The following is a 17,758-nucleotide window of genomic DNA, read 5'->3' as shown; positions in this document are numbered from 1 at the left end:
GCGGTTATCGCGCTCCGCACCGCTTTCTCTGTCACGTCATTTCGACCGGAGCACACAGCGCGGAGTGGAGATCTGCTTCTCTGCCGGGAACCTCCGTGGTTCTACACGCAAAAGCAGATCCCTCCACTACGCTTCGCTCCGGTCGGGATGACACTGAGGTAGGGCCAGGATCTGGTCGACGATTACCAACGCCGACGACTACCCCAGCTCCCGCTCCGCATAGAGCCGCGCCTTGCGCAGAGCCTCCACCGGCTCGCCCTCAGGGTAGAACTCCATCGCTACCATTCCCTTGTAGTTCAGCGCCTTCAGCTTGCGGTAGATGTTGGCGTAGTTCATCTCGCCTGTTCCGGGGTCGCTGCGCCTGGGCACGTCGGCAATGTGTACCAAATCTATCTGGTCAAAAGCTTTCTCGAGCTTCTCGATCACGTTTCCGCGCGTTCGTTGCTCGTGGTAGAAGTCGTAGAGCACGCGGATGTGCGGGCTTCCTACGGCGCGCGTGATCGTTGCTGCTTCTTCTACGCCATCCATCCAGTAAGTCGGGTTCTCCAGCCGGTCGATCGGTTCCAGCAGAGCAGTCATGCCTTCGGCCTCTAGCACCTCGGCCGCGCGCTTGAGCGTTGCGATAGAGGCCGCGCGCTGGCCTTCGTCTCCAACCGCGGGCAGCACCTTGCCCGACATCAGAATCAGCCGGGTGCACTTCACCTGCTTCGCGGCGACGATCAGCTTCTTCAGCTCGGTGATGTACGCGTCGCCCGTCGCCGGGTCGGCGAAGCCCAGCTTCATCCCCGTGGTCGCGTCGATGGTGATGCCGAGGGAGGCCATCTTCGCCATGTAGCGCTCGCGGTCGGCATCCGTCCACTGCCAGAACTCGCCGATCATCTCGATATGGCGGAAGCCGGCCTTCGCCACAGTCTCAAGGTTCTGCTCGAAGTTGCCGCGCTTGCGCAGCACCCAGATCATGACAGAGAGACGGTCGCTCATATCCTGCGCGAACGCCACACGCGGCAAGGTCTGTACCAGTGCCGCTGAGGCCAGCATTCCCCCGAAACTTCTTCGACTTAGCATGCAAACACTTTAGTCCAAAGCCCTAGTCGAAGATGACCGTCTTGTTTCCGTAACGCAGAATTCTTCGGTCCAGGTGCCACGCGACTGCCCGCGACAGCACGACGCGCTCGAGGTCGCGGCCCTTGGCGATCAGGTCCTGCACCTGATCGCGGTGCGAGACGCGCGCCACGTCCTGCTCGATGATCGGGCCGTCGTCGAGCTCCTCCGTCACGTAGTGGCTGGTCGCGCCGATCAGCTTCACGCCGCGCTTGTGCGCCGCGTGGTACGGCCTGGCGCCAATGAACGCAGGCAGAAACGAGTGATGCACATTGATGATGCTGAACGGATAGCGCCGCACGAATTCCGGCGAGAGAATCTGCATGTAACGCGCGAGGACGATAAGCTCGACGCCCGCGGCATCGAGCAGCGCGAACTGCTTTGCCTCGCCTTCCGCCTTGTTCGCCGCCGTCAGCGGCACGTGGTGGAACGGGATACCGTAGAACTGCGCCAGCGCCTTGCCGTCGGTGTGGTTGCTGATCACCAGCGCGATCTCGCACTCGAGCTCGCCCATCTGGTGGCGTTGCAGCAGGTCGGCGTAGCAGTGCAGGTGCTGCGAGACGAAGATGGCCACGCGCGGCCGTATGGCGCTCACGTGCAACTGCGAGTCCATGTTGAAGCGCTTCGCGATGGGCGCGAAGGCCTCGGAGAACGCCTGAATGTCGAACGGGTGTTCGCCTTCGCTGCCCAGCGTCCACTCGACGCGCATAAAGAAGAGGCCGGCGTCGTGGTCCTGGTGCTGGTCGGCGTGGATGATGTTCGCGCCGAAGCGGTAGAGCTCGCCCGAGACGGTCGCAACCAGGCCCTTCTGGTCCGGGCATGTAATCAACAGCACAGCAGAGTCGTTCATTCGCGCTTCACTCCTTACCCGCGATCTCCCTGCCGAAGTACAGGAAGCCGAGGGCCACGACGAGTACCACCCACCCGCGCGCGACAAGCTCCTGCGCGTAGCGGAACTGATCGAAGCACTCCACCTTGCCGAAGTGGCGGAACAGGAAGATGTCCTCAACAAAGAGCCACGCGGGGGGAACCAGCAGCCACACGCCGAGGAGCCAAGCCTTCGCGGTGTGCCGGTCCGGCGGCTGCGCGCCAGCGCGTCGCGCTACGATCGGCTCGCGCATCCAGGCGAACCCCTTCGCCAGCGAGTAGGCTGCACCCGCCAGACCGGCGATGGTGACGAGCAGCGCGATCCATCCGTGGGAATGGAAGGTGCCTGCCATGCACGTCTCTGGAACACCCTGCGTCTCGAAGACCATCATCGTCATCTCACCGCATCCTGTCACGCACAGAGCCGCGGACGAGGTACAGGAAGAAGACCAGCACCAGTAGCGCGCGAATCAGGAAGAAGCCCGCCTTTGTCCTCTCGAAGAAGTAGAAGTCACCGGAGCTGAGCAGCAGCGTTCCCGCCGTGACGATGGCCCATCCCCACTTCTTCAGCCGCAGGAGCCCGAAGACGCCTACGGCCAGCAGCGTACAGATCGCCAGCACGCTGTACTTCGCGCCCGCCAGCCCAAAGGTCCCGCGCAGTGCGGCGAAGGCGTTCAGGATGGTCATGAAGATCATGAACATGGAGATGCCCGCGATGCCGGGCAACATGCCGCCGGCGCGCGCCTCCAGCCGCCTGATCTCTCGCTCTTCCGCGCCGTCGATACGGTTGTCGTCGTTCATAGTGTGTGCAGGTATGCCAGCAGGTCGTCGAGGTCCGCCTGGTCAATCTGACCGGCCATCGGCGGCATCATGTTTCTTCCGCGCAGAACGGTGGCCGAGACGCGCTCGTCGGTGGCCGCCGCCCCGCTGGCAAGATACTCCTTCTTGAAGATGCCGCGCAGCGCGGGGCCGCTCAACGGGGTGTCGGTGCGGTCGCTGTGGCAGCGCGCGCAGTTGGCCTGAAAGACCGCGTGCCCGTGCATCTGTTGCGCGTTCAACTGCGCGAGCGGAGTCGGCGGCGGGAGCGACTTGCAACCAGCAAGCGCCAGGACCAGCATCGATAAAACACAGGCTCGAATCATCTCTCCGTATTCTCTCATCTAGCTGCGTACCGCCTGCACCAGCAGCGTGATCGCGATCCCCATCAGGCCCAGGTACACGTAGCGAAGAAAGCTGTCGCCGTGCATGCGGTGATTGACTAGCCTTCCCAGCCAGATCGCGGGCAACAAGACCGGAAGGCACAGCAGGTAATAGCGCGTCACGGCCGGGACCCACAGGCCCGCGACCCAGTATCCGGCCATGCCGACGATGCTTGCAGGTAGAAAGTACCCCTGCAACGTCGCGCGGAAGTGCTGCGGCGACCAACGGCGCATCGCACCGTAGATGACCAGCGGAGGCCCATTCATGCCATACGCTCCGCCCAACACACCGGCGCAGAAGCCGCAGCCGATAAGCCATCCGCGGCTGTCCGTCGTCAGCTCCGGCGGCCGCCGCCCAATCACCGAGTAGAACGAGAAGGCAAGGATCACCGCCGCGAGCGCAATCTTCACCGCCATCTGATGCGTGCTGGCCAACAACCACAATCCGATGGGAATACCTGCCAGAGTCGAGCCGAAGAGCCAGCCCGTGCTGCGCATGTGGATCCTGCGCCAGTCCTGTACCACAACGACCGCAGCGATGGTAATCGAGACCAGCACCGCCAGCGGAGCCGCTACCTTCAAGGGAAGGTAGAGCGCGAGCAAGGGAACGGCGACAAGCGCCTCGCCGAAGCCGAAGGCGGAGCGGATGAAGGTCGCGAGAAAGATCACTCCCAGAATCCCGGCCGTCGTTGCGCTCATCTTCCAACCTGGCGCGGCGACTCCGGCAGCTCCCGCATTTGTTTCTTCATCGATCTATTTTAAATCCTTCACCAGGCCTAGTTCGCCGCCGCGATCAGCCCGACGATCTTGTCCATCGCCTCGCGGTCGGCGCTGGAGCGCGGCGTGTGCGCCGAGTCCATGATGGAGAAGATCACCGTCTTTCCGCTGGCACAGTCGAGATAACCGCTCAAGGCACGCGCCTCGCCCAGCGTTCCCGTCTTCGCGAAGACGTGGTCTTTGAGCGGGGCCTTGCCGAAGCGCTCGACCAGCGAGCCGTCCTCGCCGCCGATGGGCAGCGTGCGCTTCCAATCGGCGAACCACGGCTGTGTGCTCGCAAACAGCAAGAGCCGCGCCGTCGCTCGCGGCGCGACGAGGTCGTGCCCGCTCAGTCCCGAGCCGTCGAAGAAGACGAAGTCGTCCTTGTCGACACCGGCGTGTTCGAGAAACGCCCTCACGACGCGCGCGCCGTTCACCGTCGAGCCGTCGCCCGTGACCGCGGCGCCCGCGTTGTGCAGGAACATCTCGGCGTGCAGGTTCTGGCTGATCTTGTTGGTCACGGTCATGTCTTCGATCAGCGTGGGCGAGGTGTGACGCGCGAGCACCGTCTCAGGCTGAGCGGCAGAACAGTTGCCCGTGCAGGCCGCGGGAGCGCCGTTTGCCGGGGCGAAGGTCTTCGTAAAGTCGAGGCCGGGCACCGGCTCGTGCGATGCCTGCATGAACCCGCGCGAATCGGTGGCTACGCGGTGCTTCGCGCGCGCGACGCCGGTCACCAGAATCCCGCGCGCCTCCAGCATCGACTTCAACGCTGCTGCGGCAAACTCGGCGGGATCGTGGATCGCCAGCTCCTCTTCATCGGGATGCGCGTTGACAGCGATGGATCCATAGATACGCAACACCTTCGATCCCGGCGCGCGGTCGATCTGTACATGGCTTCCGCTCTTCGCCTCGCCGGTCGTAAGCGCCGTTGCGTCGACGATGTAGTACGGAAAGATCGGGTCGACGGTGACAACGGCTGGTTGTCCCGGCGCTGCTCCGGGCGAGACCTTCACCGCAAGCTGATTGTCGGTAATCGTCAGCGCGGAGATGGGTGCGCCGTAGCCCCAGACGGCGTCGTCGATCGACCAGTCCTCCGGGTAGGGCTCCCACGGATACAGCGTGTCGTCGCCCACCACATCGCCGTTGACGACCTTTAGCCCCGTCTTCGCCACCTGGTCCGCCATCTCTTCGAGATAGCGCAGCGCGGGCGGGCCGGGAGGAGGAGGCTGTCCCGGCGCGAGCTTCGGCCTCTGCGCGGGAGGCACATACGGAATCGCGCGGCCCGAGAGGTTCGCGTCGCCGCCGCCGACCAGCACAACGTCGCCCGCGAGATTCGCCGCTCCGTTGAACGTGCCGCGCGCGACGACCTTCGTCTCGAATGTCGCATTCGCACCGAGCACAGCCAGCGCCGTCGCCGTGGTGAACATCTTGGTGTTGCTGGCGGGCTGAAAGAGCTGGCCCTCGTTCAGCGAGTAGATGGGCGAGCCATCCATCGCCGTCACCTTGATTCCCCAGTGCGCTCGCGCGACTGCCGGATCGGCCAGTACGTCAGCGATCTGCTTTGCCAACTCGCTACAAGCGCCGCTACTGCCGTCCGTCACCGAACGGCCATCGCACGCAATGTTCGCGGACTGCGCCCGCGCCGCTCCCGCACACATCACCGCCGCCAACGCCACTGCCAGCACTTTGTTCATATGGGCGAAAGTCTAGCACCGGTAAAGCGGTTTTCAGATCTCCGTTTTGAGTTCAGCCGAGGAGGCTTGGGAGAACTAGAATCTCCTCATGGCTTTCGCTCCGCGCCCACGCTACGACTGGCGGCTCCGCACGCGCTCGCTCGCGCTGGGGCAGCGAACGCTGATCATGGGCATCCTCAATGTGACGCCGGACTCCTTCTCCGACGGCGGACACTTCTACGACGCGGCCTCGGCACCCGAGCGCGCTGTCGCGCACGCCATCGAGATGCTCGACCACGGCGCGGACCTCATCGACCTGGGCGGCGAATCGACGCGGCCCAACGCCACGCCACTCTCCCCCGAAGAGGAGCAGGAGCGCGTACTGCCGGTTATCGCGGCCATCCTGCGCGAACGCCCGCGGACGGTCATCTCCATCGACACCTTCCACGCAGCGACGGCGCGGCTCGCAGTAGAGGCTGGCGCGGAGATCGTCAACGACGTAAGCGGCCATCTCTGGGATGGGCGAATGTCCGCGACCTGCGCGGAGCTTCGCTGCGGAGCCATCCTGATGCACGCGCGCGGCACTCCAAAGGAGTGGAAGGCGCTGCCTGCTCTCGCACACAAAGACGTTATGCCCATGATCATCGACGAATTGGACAGCCGCATCTCATCTGCAACAGACGCAGGCATCTTACGCGAGCGAATTATCGTCGATCCCGGCATCGGCTTCGGCAAGCGCATGGACGAGAACTACCCGATCCTCGCGTATCTGCCGGAGCTGCACCAGCTCAACCTGCCTGTCCTCATCGGCGCTTCGCGCAAGGGCTTTCTGGCACATACTTTGGCCGAGACGCCATCGCTCGCCGCTGTGCACCGCGGACTGCCTCCGCCGGCAAATGCCCGGCTTCACGCAACCACCACCGCCAACATCGCAGCTCTTCTCGCCGGAACGCACATCCTGCGGGTTCACGATGTACAGGCTGCGGCAGAGGCAGCAGCCATCGCCGACCGCATTCTGAACGAGGAAGACGAGGCGCGGTAGGGCCTGCGTCTGAACTTGCACCATCCCGGCAGATGCAAACCGCAGATCCTTCGACTGCGCCCCGCTCAGGATGACAACCTGATGGCGTGCGTTTCAGAAGCAGGCGCACTGGAACTCCTTCGCCCCGATCGACTAAAGTGGCTGCCATGCCCCTCTCTCGCAGGCGACTGCTCGCTAACTCTGCCCTCGCTGCCGGTTCGGCGCTCCTGCCTCGCACGCTGCACGCCTTTCAGAACGGAGCACCCGCCGGGGCGCCCGATGCCTACGCGACGCCGAAGCCCGACCTCGACGGGCCGGTGAAGCCTACGTGGGAGTCGCTGCGCGAGACTTACAGCGTACCTGCGTGGTTCAACCAGGCGAAGTTCGGCATCTTCATCCACTGGGGTCTGTACTCCATCCCCGCCACCAACAACGAGTGGTACGAGCGCCACATGTACAAGGACGCCGACGGCATCCGGTGGCACCAGAAGAAATTTGGCCCGCAGGACAAGTTCGGCTACAAGGACCTGATCCCGCTCTTCAAGCCCGACAAGTACCACGCCGAGGAGTGGATCGCGCTGTTCAAGCGGGCCGGCGCGAACTACGTTGTGCCCGTGGCGGAGCACCACGACGGCTTTCCGATGTACACCTCCGAGCTGACGCCCTGGTGCGCCGGACGCATGGGCCCGAAGCGTGACCTGACCGGCGAGCTGGCCGCTGCCGCGCGCAAGCAGAACTTCATCTTCGGCCTCTCCTCACACCGAATGGAGCACGCCTACTTCGCCTATCCGGCGAAGGACCTGAAGACCGACGAGTTCGACCCGAAGTACGCCGGTTTCTACGGCCCGCCGATCGACCAGCCGTTCAACTCGGGCAACAACTCGAAGGCGTTTCAGCTCGACTGGCTGGCGCGCATCCAGGAGCTGGTCGACAAGTTCTCGCCGCAACTGCTCTATATGGACAATGGCGTAAACGCACGTGCATACGACGAGGTGAAGCTGCGCGCGGCGGCGTATCTCTACAACCGCGCCCGCGAGCGCGGATACGAGACGACGCTCGCCACCAAGGACGACGCCTATCTCTACGCCACCGTACAGGACTTCGAGGGCTCGCACCACGCGCCGAAGTTGCCCTTCGCCGGAGCATGGCAGTGCGACACGCCGATCGGCAACTCGTGGGGTTACATCGACGGTCTCAGGGTCGCGAGCGGCCTGACGCTGATTCATCAGTTCATGGCCGTTGCAAGCTGCGGCGGCAACCTGCTGCTGAACGTCTCGCCGATGGCCGACGGATCGATTCCCGAGAACCAGCAGGCGTCGCTGCGCACGCTGGGCGACTGGCTCGCGGAGAACGGCGAGGCCATCTACGGCTCGCGCGCGTGGATCAGGCCAGGCGAGGGGCCGGGAGTTCCCACCACTCCCAACGGCGACTGGAAGGGACGCTCGACCGCGATCCTCGACTGGCCCAGCGTGAAGAGCGAGCCACAGCCGGCGTACACCGAGGCCGACTTCCGCTTCACCACGAAGAACGGCAAGCTCTACGCCATCGCCTACGTGTATCCGGCAAAGGGTGAGGCAACGATCCGCTCGCTCTCTGCAGCGAGGGCAACGGTCGAGCGTGTCACGTTCGTCGGCGGCCAATCGCAGACGGTGAACTTCCGGCAGACCGCAGAGGGACTGGTATGCACACTGCCCGCGCGATCTACTCCGGCAGAACAGCCGTACACACTGCGGATCGAAGGCACGATGCCGCTCGGGGTCTAGCTGCGGCCAGGCTCACCGCATGAGGTCGGGTGTCCCATCTTCGCGATGGTCTCATCGTCGCGAAGGTGGGCTTGAGGATCACGGATGAAGGATCCGTAATCAGCCAGTTCGCGCTTTGCGCGAATGCTCACCTTAGCCGCTGCGCGGCGAAGATGGGGCACCCGAGTCGTTTCCACAAAAATGGACTCGTCCGTGGTGCTATTCTTTGGCGAAGGAAAGACGAAATGTTGACCATCCTGATTGCCTGCGAGATCGTGACCCTGATTGTCGTTGTGGTTCTGCTGCTGAGAAAGCAGCAGGCGACAGACCCCCGCCTAGTGCAGCTTCCCGACCACCTCACGCGACTGGACGCGCGCAACCAGGCGTCCGACGAGCACATGCGGCAATCGCTCTCGCAGATGCGCAACGACATCGCCACCGAGGCGCAGCGGTCGCGCGAGGCGGGCGACACAGCGTTTCGCGAGCTGCGCGGCGAGATCACGAAGAACATCGCGGAGCTGAGCAGCCTCCTCCAGACCGGCCTCGGCGGCTTTCGCTCGGACAACAAAAGCTCCGACGAGCTGCTGCGCACGGCCGTGCAGAAGCAGATGGACGCCATCTCCCAGCGAGTTTCGTCGTTCACATCGGAGACCAACCAACAGCATACGAGTCTTCGCGAGGCCATCAACACCAAACTCAACGAGCTGATGGTCAGCAACACGGCGCTGCAAAACCAGCTTCGTCAGGCGGTCGAAGAGCGGCTGACGAAGCTGAACGACGACAACTCGAAAGAGCTTGAGAAGATGCGGCAGACCGTCGACGAGAAACTGAACGATACGCTGCAGACGCGGCTGACGGAGAGCTTCGGCCAAGTGACCGACCAGCTCAACAAGGTGCACACGGGACTGGGAGAGATGACCAAGTTGTCGGACGGCGTCAACGATCTGAGCCGCATCTTCACCAACGTGAAGTCGCGCGGCGGATTCGCCGAGGTGCAGCTCGGCATGTTGCTCGAACAGATGCTGGCGCCGAACCAGTTCCTCCGCAACGCGCGGGTCAAGGACGGCTCGCTCGAAGCGGTTGAGTTCGCCGTGCGCTTCCCCGGACACGCGGGCGAGACGCTGCTGCCGATCGACGCCAAGTTTCCGCGCGAGGACTGGGAGCGGCTTGAGTCGGCCTACGAGAGCGGCAACGCCGAGCAGATCGCCGCCGCCGGCAAGGCGTTCGAGGCAGCCATCCGCACCGAGGGCGACCGCATCTCGTCGAAGTACATCAATCCGCCGAAGACGACGCCGCACGCCATCATGTTTCTTCCCACCGAGGGTCTCTACGCCGAGGTGATGCGCCGCGACGCACTCCAGGCCGAGGTGCAGTCGAAGTGCCGCGTCACCATCGCTGGGCCGAGCACGCTCTCCGCGATTCTGACGAGCTTCCAGATGGGCTTCCACATGCTCGCCATCCAGGAGAAGGGCGACGAGGTGTGGCGCGTACTCGAGGGAACGAAGAAGGAGTTCGGCAACTTCGAGGTGCTGATGACGAAGATGGAGGGGCAGGTGGGCACCGTGCAAAACACGATCCAGAAGCTGGGGGTCCGCACCCGGGCCATCAACCGGACCTTGCGCGAGGTAGGCGAGACGGACAAGGCTATTCCGGGCTCGATCCCCATCGACTTCGACCAGGCCGCCGGGATCACGACCTTCGGCCTCGCGGCCTCGGGCGAGGACGATTGACGCCCCTCGATTCCCCTGCTTTTCATGCCGTCTCGCTTGCTTTACACTCGGCGGAGCCGTGGGTATGCTTTAGATTGGCTCAAACGGTGTATCCGGGTTCAGAAGACAGCGGCTTTGACCCGATTTTTGACTCAAAAGGTATATAGGAGAACGACATGGCAGCAGTTGATGAAAAGGTAAAACAGATTATTGTCGAGCAGCTTCAGGTAGATGAGGCCGAAGTAACTCCCGGCGCGAGCTTTCAGGAAGACCTCGGGGCCGACTCTCTCGACGTAGTCGAGCTCGTCATGCAGTTCGAAGAAGCCTTCGACATCCAGATTCCCGATGAAGATGCCGAGAAGATCAAGACCGTCAAGGACGCCGTCGATTACATCGAGAAGAACCAGAAAGCGGCAAAGTAGCAATGATTGAGCGTCGCGTCGTCGTAACCGGCCTCGGACTGATCTGCGGGGTCGGCAACACCACGTCTGAGGTCTGGGAAGGCCTGATGGCCGGCAAGAGCGGTATGGCCGAGATCACAGCCTTCGATCTCACCGGGCACCCCGTTCGCTTCGCGGCCGAGGTCAAGAACTTCGACGCGCTCAAGTTCGTCGAAAAGAAAGAGTCCCGCAAGATGGGGCGCTTCATCCACTTCGCTCTGGCTGCGGCCGACGAGGCGATGAAGCACTCCGGGCTCGATGTCACGCCCGAGGTCGCCGACCGCTTCGGCGTACACATCGGCTCCGGCATCGGCGGGTTCGACGTGATCGAACGCGAGCACTCGGCCATGCTGGCCGGCGGACCGCGCAAGATCTCGCCGTTCTTTATCCCGGGCTCGATCGTCAACCTCGCCGCCGGGCACGTCAGCATCCGCTACAACGCCAAGGGGCCGAACGAGGCGACGGCGACGGCCTGCACCTCGAGCGCGCACTCCATCGGCGACGCCTTCCGCATCATCCAGCGCGGCGACGCCGACGCCATGATTGCCGGAGGCACCGAGGCCGCCATCACACCGATGGGTGTCGGCGGGTTCGCGGCGATGAAGGCGCTCTCCACGCGCAACGACGACCCCACGCACGCCTGCCGCCCCTTCGACAAGGACCGCGACGGCTTCGTGGTCGGAGAAGGCGCGGGCATCCTGATCCTCGAAGAGCTGGAGTTCGCCAAAGCCCGTGGCGCGAAGATCCTTGGCGAGATCATCGGCTACGGCATGTCGGCGGATGCATTCCACATGACGGGCATGGCCCCCGAGGGCGAGGGCTGCTTCCGCGCGATGAACGCCGCGCTCAAAGTCGCCGGGATCTCGCCCGACAAGATCGATTACGTGAACGCGCACGCCACCTCGACGCCGCTCGGCGACGCGCTGGAGTCGCAGGCGATCGAGAACGTCTTCGGCGAACGCGCGAAGAACGGCACGCTGCTGGTCAGCTCCACCAAGTCGATGACGGGCCACCTTCTGGGCGGCGCGGGTGGACTGGAAGCGGGCATCACGATCATGGCGATGCTCAACCAGACCGCGCCCCCGACGATGAACATCGTCGAGCTCGATCCGCAGTGCCGCCTGAACTACGTGCCGAACAAGCCCCAGGCCGCGAAGATCGACTACGCCCTGTCGAACTCCTTCGGCTTCGGAGGAACGAACGGCTCGCTGATCTTCAAGCGCTGGACGGAATAAGCAACTCTCATCGCAAGAACACTCAAGAGGCACGGGGCTCCGTGCCTCTTGCTCTTTAAGAGCTTTTCACCCATTGCTGCAATCAAAGAACGACGTCATTCTGCGCCGTAAGAATAACGGGATTTGCGATGGCTGGAGTTCAGGGTATAAAGGTTGCGCCGGAGAAACCTTGCCCATGACGCTTCGTTCCACACTCGTCCTTCTCGCCGCGACCTGCTCGTTTACTGCTGTGCGCGCCGAAGTCGCCCTGCCGAAGATCCTTTCGAGCCACATGGTGATCCAGCGCAATATGCCGATCCACATCTGGGGAACGGCCGCGCCGCAGGAGAGTGTCACCGTGAAGTTCCACGCGAGCACCGGTACGGCGACTGCCGGCACAGACGGCCGATGGAGTGTCTACCTTCCCGCCGAGCCCGCGGGCGGGCCGTTCACGTTGACCGTGCAGGGCGCCAATACCGTCACGCTCGACGACATCCTGCTCGGCGACATCTGGGTAGCGTCCGGCCAGTCGAACATGGAGATGCCGCTGGCAGGCTTCAATGCGGCCACCCCAATCAAGGACAGCGAGAAGGTGATCGCGGCAGCGAACCATCCGCAGATCCGCCTGCTCTTCGTGGAGAAGGACTCGGCCGAGTACCCGCAGGACGATGCCAAGGCTGTGCGTGGCTGGTCGCTGTGCACGCCGGAAACGGCACGAAGTTTTTCGGCGGCAGCATACTTCTTCGGCGTCGATATCCAGCAGCACGAGAAGGTGCCGATCGGGCTGATCGACACGTCGTGGGGAGGCACTCCCGCAGAAGCGTGGACAAGCCTTGGCGGACTTGCGGCAGACGCATCGCTGATGCCGGTCTTCGCGGGCCGCGCCTCGCACATGGACCGCGAGGCCACGGAGCGCCGCTACATGCAGCTTGAGAACGAGGCGAAGGCAGCAGGCAAGCCCGCGCCTCCTCCGCGCGCCTGGCATCCTGATCCGGCATCGTGGGAGCCTGCGGGACTCTACAACGCGATGATCGCACCCTTCACGCGCATGCCCATTCGAGGCGCGATCTGGTATCAGGGCGAGGCAAACACCGGCGCCGGCTACGCCGAGCTGTACAGCCGCCTCTTCCCCGCGATGATCCAGGACTGGCGCCGCCAATGGCACCAGGGCAACTTCCCGTTCCTCTTCGTGCAGCTCTCGGCCTATGGCGCGGGCCCTGCGTCGAACTGGGGTCTGCTCCGCGATTCGCAGCGTCGCACGCTGGGGCTGACCGATACAGGCATGGCCGTAACCATTGATGTTGGCAACGAGAAGAACATTCACCCGGCCGACAAGGAGACCGTCGGCCTGCGGCTTGCGCTTCAGGGCCGCAGCATCGCATACGGCGAACAGATCACCGCCAACGGCCCGCTCTTCCGCCTTGCCTATCCCGAGGGCGGCTCGATGCACGTATGGTTCGACTACGCGAAGGGCTTGAACGCCAAAGGCGGCGCGTTGACCGGCTTCGAGATCGCAGGCGGTGACGGCGAGTTCGTTCCGGCAACGGGCAAGATCGAGGGCAACACCGTCATCGTCAGCAGCCCGCAGGTTGCCGAGCCGCGATTCGTGCGCTATGCCTGGGCAAACTTTCCTGCTGCCAATCTGTACAACAGTGCAGGGCTTCCGGCGTCCACCTTCACGTCGTTCCCCGTACCGTAGTTGACGATCAGCTCGTCGCGAGAGCGATTCCCACGCTGACCACCAATCCGAAGACCCACCAGCCGACCACGACGGCAGCAGCCTTGCCGCGCGAAACCTTCGCCACAATCGCCGTACCGATGATCAGCAGGATCAGCGACCAGATGCCAACGACGTCGAAGAAGCTGAGCAGCGCTTTGATCGCCGGGCTCGAGTCCGGCATGAAGTACGCGAGGTTCGTACCCACAGGGTTCTTCATGTCGTAGGCGTCGACGTTCGCGCCAAGCAGCAGCGTGACGATCGTCAGCAGACCGATGAACAGCTTCGGCAGACCCGCATACATCCACACGGCAAACATCTGGCCATAGGTGGTACGCGCGCCCAGGCCAAAGTTGAAGCTGGCCCAGTAAAGCAGCGCAGCAATAGCCACGAAGATCAGGATGAAGATGAACGAGCAGTAGGTGGTATAGCGATAACCGATGCTCATGCCGCGCACGCGCGCCGCACGCTGTTCAGGCGTGAGATTGCTGAGCTGGTCTTCCTGCTTCGGATTCTGGTGAATCTGGTTCTCGACAACGCGATCAAAGCCCACCTGCCTCTCGACCACGAAGGCCGAGGCCGCAGTCACGATCACCATCAGCACAAAGGGCAACCACCATGAGCTGCTGCGCAGGATATCCGTGAATGTCTTCGACGGCGCCACAAAGACGTCGACGACGCGCTCCACTTCACTCAACCCAGCTCCAGCTTCAAGCTCTTCGTTCACTTCGCCTCCTTACAAATCCGCTCAATCACCTGCAAAACATAAAATTTTTCGTTGCAGGATTGTAACTATGAGTGGCGCGATCATCAACAGCCATTGATACAAGCCGCCTGCATAAACTCCTGCGGGTCGATGTGGGTGAGGAGGCGCAGACTGCTCAGAGTGGCGCTCGGTGGGATAGCCCGGGATGACGACCTGGGAGCGGCCCCAATCCCTCACTCTTTCTCGTCCTTGTGCTTCCGCCTCCACCACCAGACGACGAGTCCCGCGATGAAGGTGAAGCCCGCGCCGCCGGGGATCATGTAGCTGAAGAACTTCATCGGGTCGTGCTGGTAGTCGTCGACGACAGTCGACCACAGCGATGCCACATCGACCTCGACAGTCGTGTGGTAGTCCTCCAGCGGAATCTCGCTCTTGTCGGCGTTGGGATACATCAGCGAAACCAGTATCTTCAGCCGCTGCTTTGTTCCGGACTTATTCGGCGTGACCTTCCATATCCACGTCGTCGCGCCATTGCTGAGGACGTCCTTGACCGCATCGCCATTCTCAAGAGCGATGGTGAAGGTGTCAGGGTCGTCCTCCGCAAGTAACTCCACCTTCATACGCGGCGATTGCTTGAGCGATGCTGTGCCCGTCGGCTGCGTTATCGCTGTCTCATTCGCATCCTGGTAGCCGTGGATCACCACCGTGACCGTCGCTGCCTGTAACAGCAGCATCTTCGGCGGGACCTTGTATTCGATCTTGCCCTGCTTCAGTTCCCTGATCCAGGCCTCCATCTCGGTGGATGACTTGTAGACATCGGGGACCGCAGTCTGCGTCGGGGCAGGCGTAACGTCTGTCGGAACAGGTGTTGGAGTCACTCCTGGCGCCGGAGTACCCGGCGTAGGAGTGGCAGGCTTGGGGGTCTCCTGAACCGGAGCTGCTCCCGGCACTCCCTTGTGATCAATTGGCTGTGGTCCAGGATGAGGCGGCGGTGGCGGCGGTGGGGTTGCCGTTTCAATCGGCGCAGGTTTCGACGCCGTTGGCGGAATAATGACGGGCGGCTTCGCGCCGTTACCGGCTCCTGTGCCGGTGGGCACGTGCAGATCCTCGGTGCGCGGCGGACCCATGACGACAACCTCGACGGCCTGCGAGGCGCTTCTGCCTGCGCTGTCTGTGACCGTGCAGGTGACGTGTACCGTTCTCGCGGCGAGGCTGGCGGTGTTCAGCCGCGCCGCCGAGCCGCTGGTCGAAAGCTGCCCGGAGTCTGCCGCGAAGCCAAAGTGCAGCGGCAGGTTCTGCACACTGTGTCCCTGCGCCTGAATGGTGACCACGCCGCCGGTAAAGACCCGCGCCGGAGTCGCCGAACAACCTAGGCTGACCAGCGCGATCTCATGGGCCTGGATAGGGACGCGACCTTCTATCCGCGTCTGCGCCGCAGCACCGGCTTGCGCACGGCAAGCTGGCACAAGAACGCATATATACGCTACACCAAACAAAATCGGCAGACAGGATGGCAGTCGCGAGACCAAAGCAGTCTTCCTTGGAGAACAGGAACTTCGACCGGGGCCCTTGCCCCGCAGCTTACACCTTTTGACAGTCGTTGCGTACAACTTACTCGATAATGACGAGTGCGTCTCCTGAACCAACCGTGCCATCCACCGCGACCGCAATCTTCACCACACGGCCGGCCTTCGGGGACTTGAGCTCGTTCTGCATCTTCATCGCCTCGATCACGATGACGCCCTGGGTCTCGGCGACCTCATCGCCCACGGCGACCAGCACGCGCACCACGCGCCCTGGCATGGGGGCCTTGACGGTACGCGGGCCTGTGGCTCCGTCGCCCGCTCCTCGCCCTCCCCGCAGCGAGCGCGGGTCTTCGATGGAGAACTCATGCCTCTGCCCCGCGATGATGACCGCGTCTCCGTCGAGCACGGCGCGGTACTGTCGCCCTTCAACGATCAGCGAAAGGACGCCGCGTTCGGGAAACCGCGCATCGGCTGTAAGAGCCTTGCCGTCGACGAGGCAGCTAAGCATGCCGCCCGCCGCAGGCTCCGCTGGAAGCTCGACTCGTCGCTGCCTGCCATCGATCTCGAGCCAGACGGTCAAGCGCCTGCTCCTTCTCTGCGTCCTGCTGCGGTCCAGCGGCTCTCGGTTACTGCAATGGCATCCGACGACCGCGTCTTGATCGAGCCCGAAAGAAGAGCAGCCGCAACAGCGACGATCTCCCCGGGAACCTGCTTCACCGGCGTCGCATTCGCTTCCGCCAGCAGTCGCTCCAGATACCCAGTATGAATGTTGGCTGTGCGGAAGTCCTTGTCTGAAAGAATGCGGCGGAAGAGCGAGATGTTGGTCTTGATGCCTCCCACAACATACTCATCGAGTGCACGCAGCATTTTATCGATGGCCAGCTCGCGCGTCTCCGCATAAGCCACCAGCTTCGACAGCATCGGGTCGTACTCCAACGGAACGGTCCATCCGGCGTAGACGCCGCAGTCCTCGCGGATGCCCGGGCCTCCCGGCTGAATCAGCCGCGTGATCAGGCCGGGCGAGGGGAAGAAGTTGTTGTCGGGATCCTCAGCGTAGATGCGGCACTCCAGTGCGTGACCACGCAGATGAATGTCCTGCTGCCGGATGCCCAGAGGCTCGCCCATAGCCACGCGCAGCTGCATATGCACGAGATCGAGTCCGGTGATCATCTCCGTCACCGGATGCTCGACCTGCAAGCGGGTGTTCATCTCGAGGAAGTAAAAATCCTGCTCGCCTGTAACTTGGTCACGGCTGACAAGAAACTCCACCGTGCCCGCGTTCACGTAGCCGCATGAGAGCGCGAGCCGCACCGCCGCCTCGCCCATTCTGCGTCGCAGGCTGTCGCCGACAACGGCGGACGGCGCCTCCTCAATCACCTTCTGGTGCCGCCGCTGCACGCTGCACTCGCGCTCGCCGAGATAGACACAGTTGCCGTGCGTGTCGGCGATCACCTGTATCTCAATGTGGCGCGGCTCGACAATCAGCTTTTCAAGATAGACTTCGCCCGACCCGAAGCTGCGCTCCGCCTCGCTGCTTGCGGCGGTGAACGCTGACGGAAGTTCTGCGGCCAACGCGACCGCCCGCATCCCCTTGCCTCCTCCTCCCGCCGCCGCCTTGAGCATGACGGGATAGCCAATCTCCGAGGCAACGCGCAGAGCCTCCTCCACCGACGAAAGCCCGGTCACCGAGCCGGGAACACGCGGCATCTCGGCGGCATCCGCGGCCTGACGCGCCTTCGTCTTCGAACCAAGCGCGCGCATCGCGCTGGCAGGCGGCCCGACAAACGTGATTCCGGCGGCGGCGCACGCATCGGCGAAGCCGGCGTTCTCCGACAGGAATCCGTAACCCGGATGAATCGCATCGGCTCCGCTGCGCCGCGCAACATCGAGGATGAGATCGCCGCGCAGATAACTCTCCGTCGCAGGCCCGGGGCCAAGGCGATAAGCCTCATCGGCATAGGAGACATGCAGCGCCGCGCGATCGACATCGGAGTAGACCGCAACCGTCGCCAGCCCCATCTCGCGGCACGCGCGAATCACACGCAGCGCAATCTCACCCCGGTTTGCGATCAGAACTTTCTTCATGG

18 protein-coding genes are annotated in these 17,758 nt (G+C 63.3%); 6 read left to right on the top strand and 12 right to left on the bottom strand.

Features of this window, described 5'->3' with window-relative positions; genetic code table 11:
- Window positions 1–198 precede the first annotated feature (198 nt).
- The 7 genes from JSS95_10185 to dacB form a co-directional block, all read right to left on the bottom strand.
- The gene (locus tag JSS95_10185) at window positions 199–1,038 is read right to left on the bottom strand and encodes a TIM barrel protein (protein ID MBS1800183.1); all 840 of its coding nucleotides are present in this window, start codon (window positions 1,036–1,038) and stop codon (window positions 199–201) included.
- A 49-nt stretch (window positions 1,039–1,087) separates the two neighbouring features.
- Window positions 1,088–1,951: a formyltetrahydrofolate deformylase gene (gene purU, locus JSS95_10180; protein MBS1800182.1), complete on the bottom strand. Its 864-nt coding sequence runs from the start codon at window positions 1,949–1,951 to the stop codon at window positions 1,088–1,090.
- Window positions 1,952–1,958: 7 nt separating this feature from the next.
- A complete protein-coding gene (locus tag JSS95_10175; GenBank protein ID MBS1800181.1) occupies window positions 1,959–2,366 on the bottom strand; it encodes a hypothetical protein in 408 nt (135 codons plus the stop codon).
- A gap of 1 nt (window position 2,367) precedes the next feature.
- On the bottom strand, window positions 2,368–2,697 hold the full coding sequence (locus JSS95_10170) for a hypothetical protein (GenBank protein ID MBS1800180.1): 330 nt from the start codon (window positions 2,695–2,697) through the stop codon (window positions 2,368–2,370).
- 68 nt (window positions 2,698–2,765) lie between these two features.
- On the bottom strand, window positions 2,766–3,128 hold the full coding sequence (locus tag JSS95_10165; protein ID MBS1800179.1) for a cytochrome c: 363 nt from the start codon (window positions 3,126–3,128) through the stop codon (window positions 2,766–2,768).
- Window positions 3,129–3,866, bottom strand: a complete 738-nt coding sequence (locus JSS95_10160; GenBank protein ID MBS1800178.1) for a sulfite exporter TauE/SafE family protein — start codon at window positions 3,864–3,866, stop codon at window positions 3,129–3,131.
- A 77-nt stretch (window positions 3,867–3,943) separates the two neighbouring features.
- Window positions 3,944–5,581, bottom strand: coding sequence for a D-alanyl-D-alanine carboxypeptidase/D-alanyl-D-alanine-endopeptidase (gene dacB / locus JSS95_10155; GenBank protein ID MBS1800177.1), 1,638 nt, complete (start codon window positions 5,579–5,581; stop codon window positions 3,944–3,946).
- Window positions 5,582–5,705: 124 nt separating this feature from the next.
- Here dacB and folP point away from each other — a divergent pair, with 124 nt between their 5' ends.
- Both folP and JSS95_10145 read left to right on the top strand, forming a co-directional pair.
- Window positions 5,706–6,638, top strand: coding sequence for a dihydropteroate synthase (folP, locus tag JSS95_10150; GenBank protein ID MBS1800176.1), 933 nt, complete (start codon window positions 5,706–5,708; stop codon window positions 6,636–6,638).
- A 146-nt stretch (window positions 6,639–6,784) separates the two neighbouring features.
- A complete protein-coding gene (locus JSS95_10145; protein MBS1800175.1) occupies window positions 6,785–8,380 on the top strand; it encodes an alpha-L-fucosidase in 1,596 nt (531 codons plus the stop codon).
- Here the strand turns inward: JSS95_10145 and JSS95_10140 are convergent.
- Window positions 8,377–8,556 carry a hypothetical protein gene (locus JSS95_10140; protein MBS1800174.1) on the bottom strand — a complete coding sequence of 60 codons (180 nt, stop codon included), beginning with the start codon at window positions 8,554–8,556 and terminating at the stop codon, window positions 8,377–8,379. The two genes, JSS95_10145 and JSS95_10140, sit on opposite strands and share 4 nt — an antisense overlap.
- A gap of 48 nt (window positions 8,557–8,604) precedes the next feature.
- On the opposite strand from JSS95_10140, the gene rmuC reads away from it, so the two are divergent.
- From rmuC to JSS95_10120, 4 genes are all read left to right on the top strand, one after another.
- Window positions 8,605–10,089 (top strand): DNA recombination protein RmuC, encoded by a 1,485-nt coding sequence (gene rmuC, locus JSS95_10135; protein ID MBS1800173.1) that lies wholly within the window; start codon window positions 8,605–8,607, stop codon window positions 10,087–10,089.
- 155 nt (window positions 10,090–10,244) lie between these two features.
- Window positions 10,245–10,490 (top strand): acyl carrier protein, encoded by a 246-nt coding sequence (locus JSS95_10130; GenBank protein ID MBS1800172.1) that lies wholly within the window; start codon window positions 10,245–10,247, stop codon window positions 10,488–10,490.
- Window positions 10,491–10,492: 2 nt separating this feature from the next.
- Complete coding sequence (gene fabF, locus JSS95_10125; protein MBS1800171.1) at window positions 10,493–11,743, top strand: beta-ketoacyl-ACP synthase II; 1,251 nt, start codon at window positions 10,493–10,495, stop codon at window positions 11,741–11,743.
- 175 nt (window positions 11,744–11,918) lie between these two features.
- Window positions 11,919–13,421, top strand: coding sequence for a sialate O-acetylesterase (locus JSS95_10120; GenBank protein ID MBS1800170.1), 1,503 nt, complete (start codon window positions 11,919–11,921; stop codon window positions 13,419–13,421).
- Window positions 13,422–13,428: 7 nt separating this feature from the next.
- Here JSS95_10120 and JSS95_10115 read toward each other — a convergent pair whose 3' ends face one another.
- The 4 genes from JSS95_10115 to JSS95_10100 all read right to left on the bottom strand — a co-directional run bounded on the left by JSS95_10115 (window position 13,429) and on the right by JSS95_10100 (window position 17,756).
- Entirely contained in the window at window positions 13,429–14,166 is a 738-nt protein-coding gene (locus JSS95_10115; GenBank protein ID MBS1800169.1) for a YIP1 family protein, read from the bottom strand.
- Window positions 14,167–14,378: 212 nt separating this feature from the next.
- Window positions 14,379–15,611 (bottom strand): hypothetical protein, encoded by a 1,233-nt coding sequence (locus JSS95_10110; protein MBS1800168.1) that lies wholly within the window; start codon window positions 15,609–15,611, stop codon window positions 14,379–14,381.
- A gap of 145 nt (window positions 15,612–15,756) precedes the next feature.
- Window positions 15,757–16,179, bottom strand: coding sequence for an acetyl-CoA carboxylase biotin carboxyl carrier protein subunit (locus JSS95_10105; protein MBS1800167.1), 423 nt, complete (start codon window positions 16,177–16,179; stop codon window positions 15,757–15,759).
- 68 nt (window positions 16,180–16,247) lie between these two features.
- On the bottom strand, window positions 16,248–17,756 hold the full coding sequence (locus JSS95_10100) for an acetyl-CoA carboxylase biotin carboxylase subunit (protein ID MBS1800166.1): 1,509 nt from the start codon (window positions 17,754–17,756) through the stop codon (window positions 16,248–16,250).
- Window positions 17,757–17,758 lie beyond the last annotated feature (2 nt).

The sequence above is a fragment of the Acidobacteriota bacterium genome (assembly GCA_018268895.1).
In the GTDB taxonomy this organism is placed as follows: Bacteria; Acidobacteriota; Terriglobia; order Terriglobales; family Acidobacteriaceae; genus Edaphobacter.
This window is presented reverse-complemented; position numbering and strand designations above follow the sequence as displayed.

Excerpts from the sequence above, each read along its gene's own strand:
- JSS95_10120 (MBS1800170.1), top strand. The coding sequence starts at position 11,919 with ATGACGCTTCGTTCCACACTCGTCCTTCTCGCCGCGACCTGCTCGTTT.
- JSS95_10105 (MBS1800167.1), bottom strand. The coding sequence starts at position 16,179 with ATGCTTAGCTGCCTCGTCGACGGCAAGGCTCTTACAGCCGATGCGCGG.
- JSS95_10160 (MBS1800178.1), bottom strand. The coding sequence starts at position 3,866 with ATGAGCGCAACGACGGCCGGGATTCTGGGAGTGATCTTTCTCGCGACC.
- dacB (MBS1800177.1), bottom strand. The coding sequence starts at position 5,581 with ATGTGTGCGGGAGCGGCGCGGGCGCAGTCCGCGAACATTGCGTGCGAT.
- fabF (MBS1800171.1), top strand. The coding sequence starts at position 10,493 with ATGATTGAGCGTCGCGTCGTCGTAACCGGCCTCGGACTGATCTGCGGG.
- JSS95_10165 (MBS1800179.1), bottom strand. The coding sequence starts at position 3,128 with ATGAGAGAATACGGAGAGATGATTCGAGCCTGTGTTTTATCGATGCTG.
- JSS95_10100 (MBS1800166.1), bottom strand. The coding sequence starts at position 17,756 with ATGAAGAAAGTTCTGATCGCAAACCGGGGTGAGATTGCGCTGCGTGTG.
- JSS95_10170 (MBS1800180.1), bottom strand. The coding sequence starts at position 2,697 with ATGTTGCCCGGCATCGCGGGCATCTCCATGTTCATGATCTTCATGACC.
- rmuC (MBS1800173.1), top strand. The coding sequence starts at position 8,605 with ATGTTGACCATCCTGATTGCCTGCGAGATCGTGACCCTGATTGTCGTT.
- JSS95_10145 (MBS1800175.1), top strand. The coding sequence starts at position 6,785 with ATGCCCCTCTCTCGCAGGCGACTGCTCGCTAACTCTGCCCTCGCTGCC.
- JSS95_10185 (MBS1800183.1), bottom strand. The coding sequence starts at position 1,038 with ATGCTGGCCTCAGCGGCACTGGTACAGACCTTGCCGCGTGTGGCGTTC.
- purU (MBS1800182.1), bottom strand. The coding sequence starts at position 1,951 with ATGAACGACTCTGCTGTGCTGTTGATTACATGCCCGGACCAGAAGGGC.
- JSS95_10130 (MBS1800172.1), top strand. The coding sequence starts at position 10,245 with ATGGCAGCAGTTGATGAAAAGGTAAAACAGATTATTGTCGAGCAGCTT.
- JSS95_10175 (MBS1800181.1), bottom strand. The coding sequence starts at position 2,366 with ATGACGATGATGGTCTTCGAGACGCAGGGTGTTCCAGAGACGTGCATG.
- folP (MBS1800176.1), top strand. The coding sequence starts at position 5,706 with ATGGCTTTCGCTCCGCGCCCACGCTACGACTGGCGGCTCCGCACGCGC.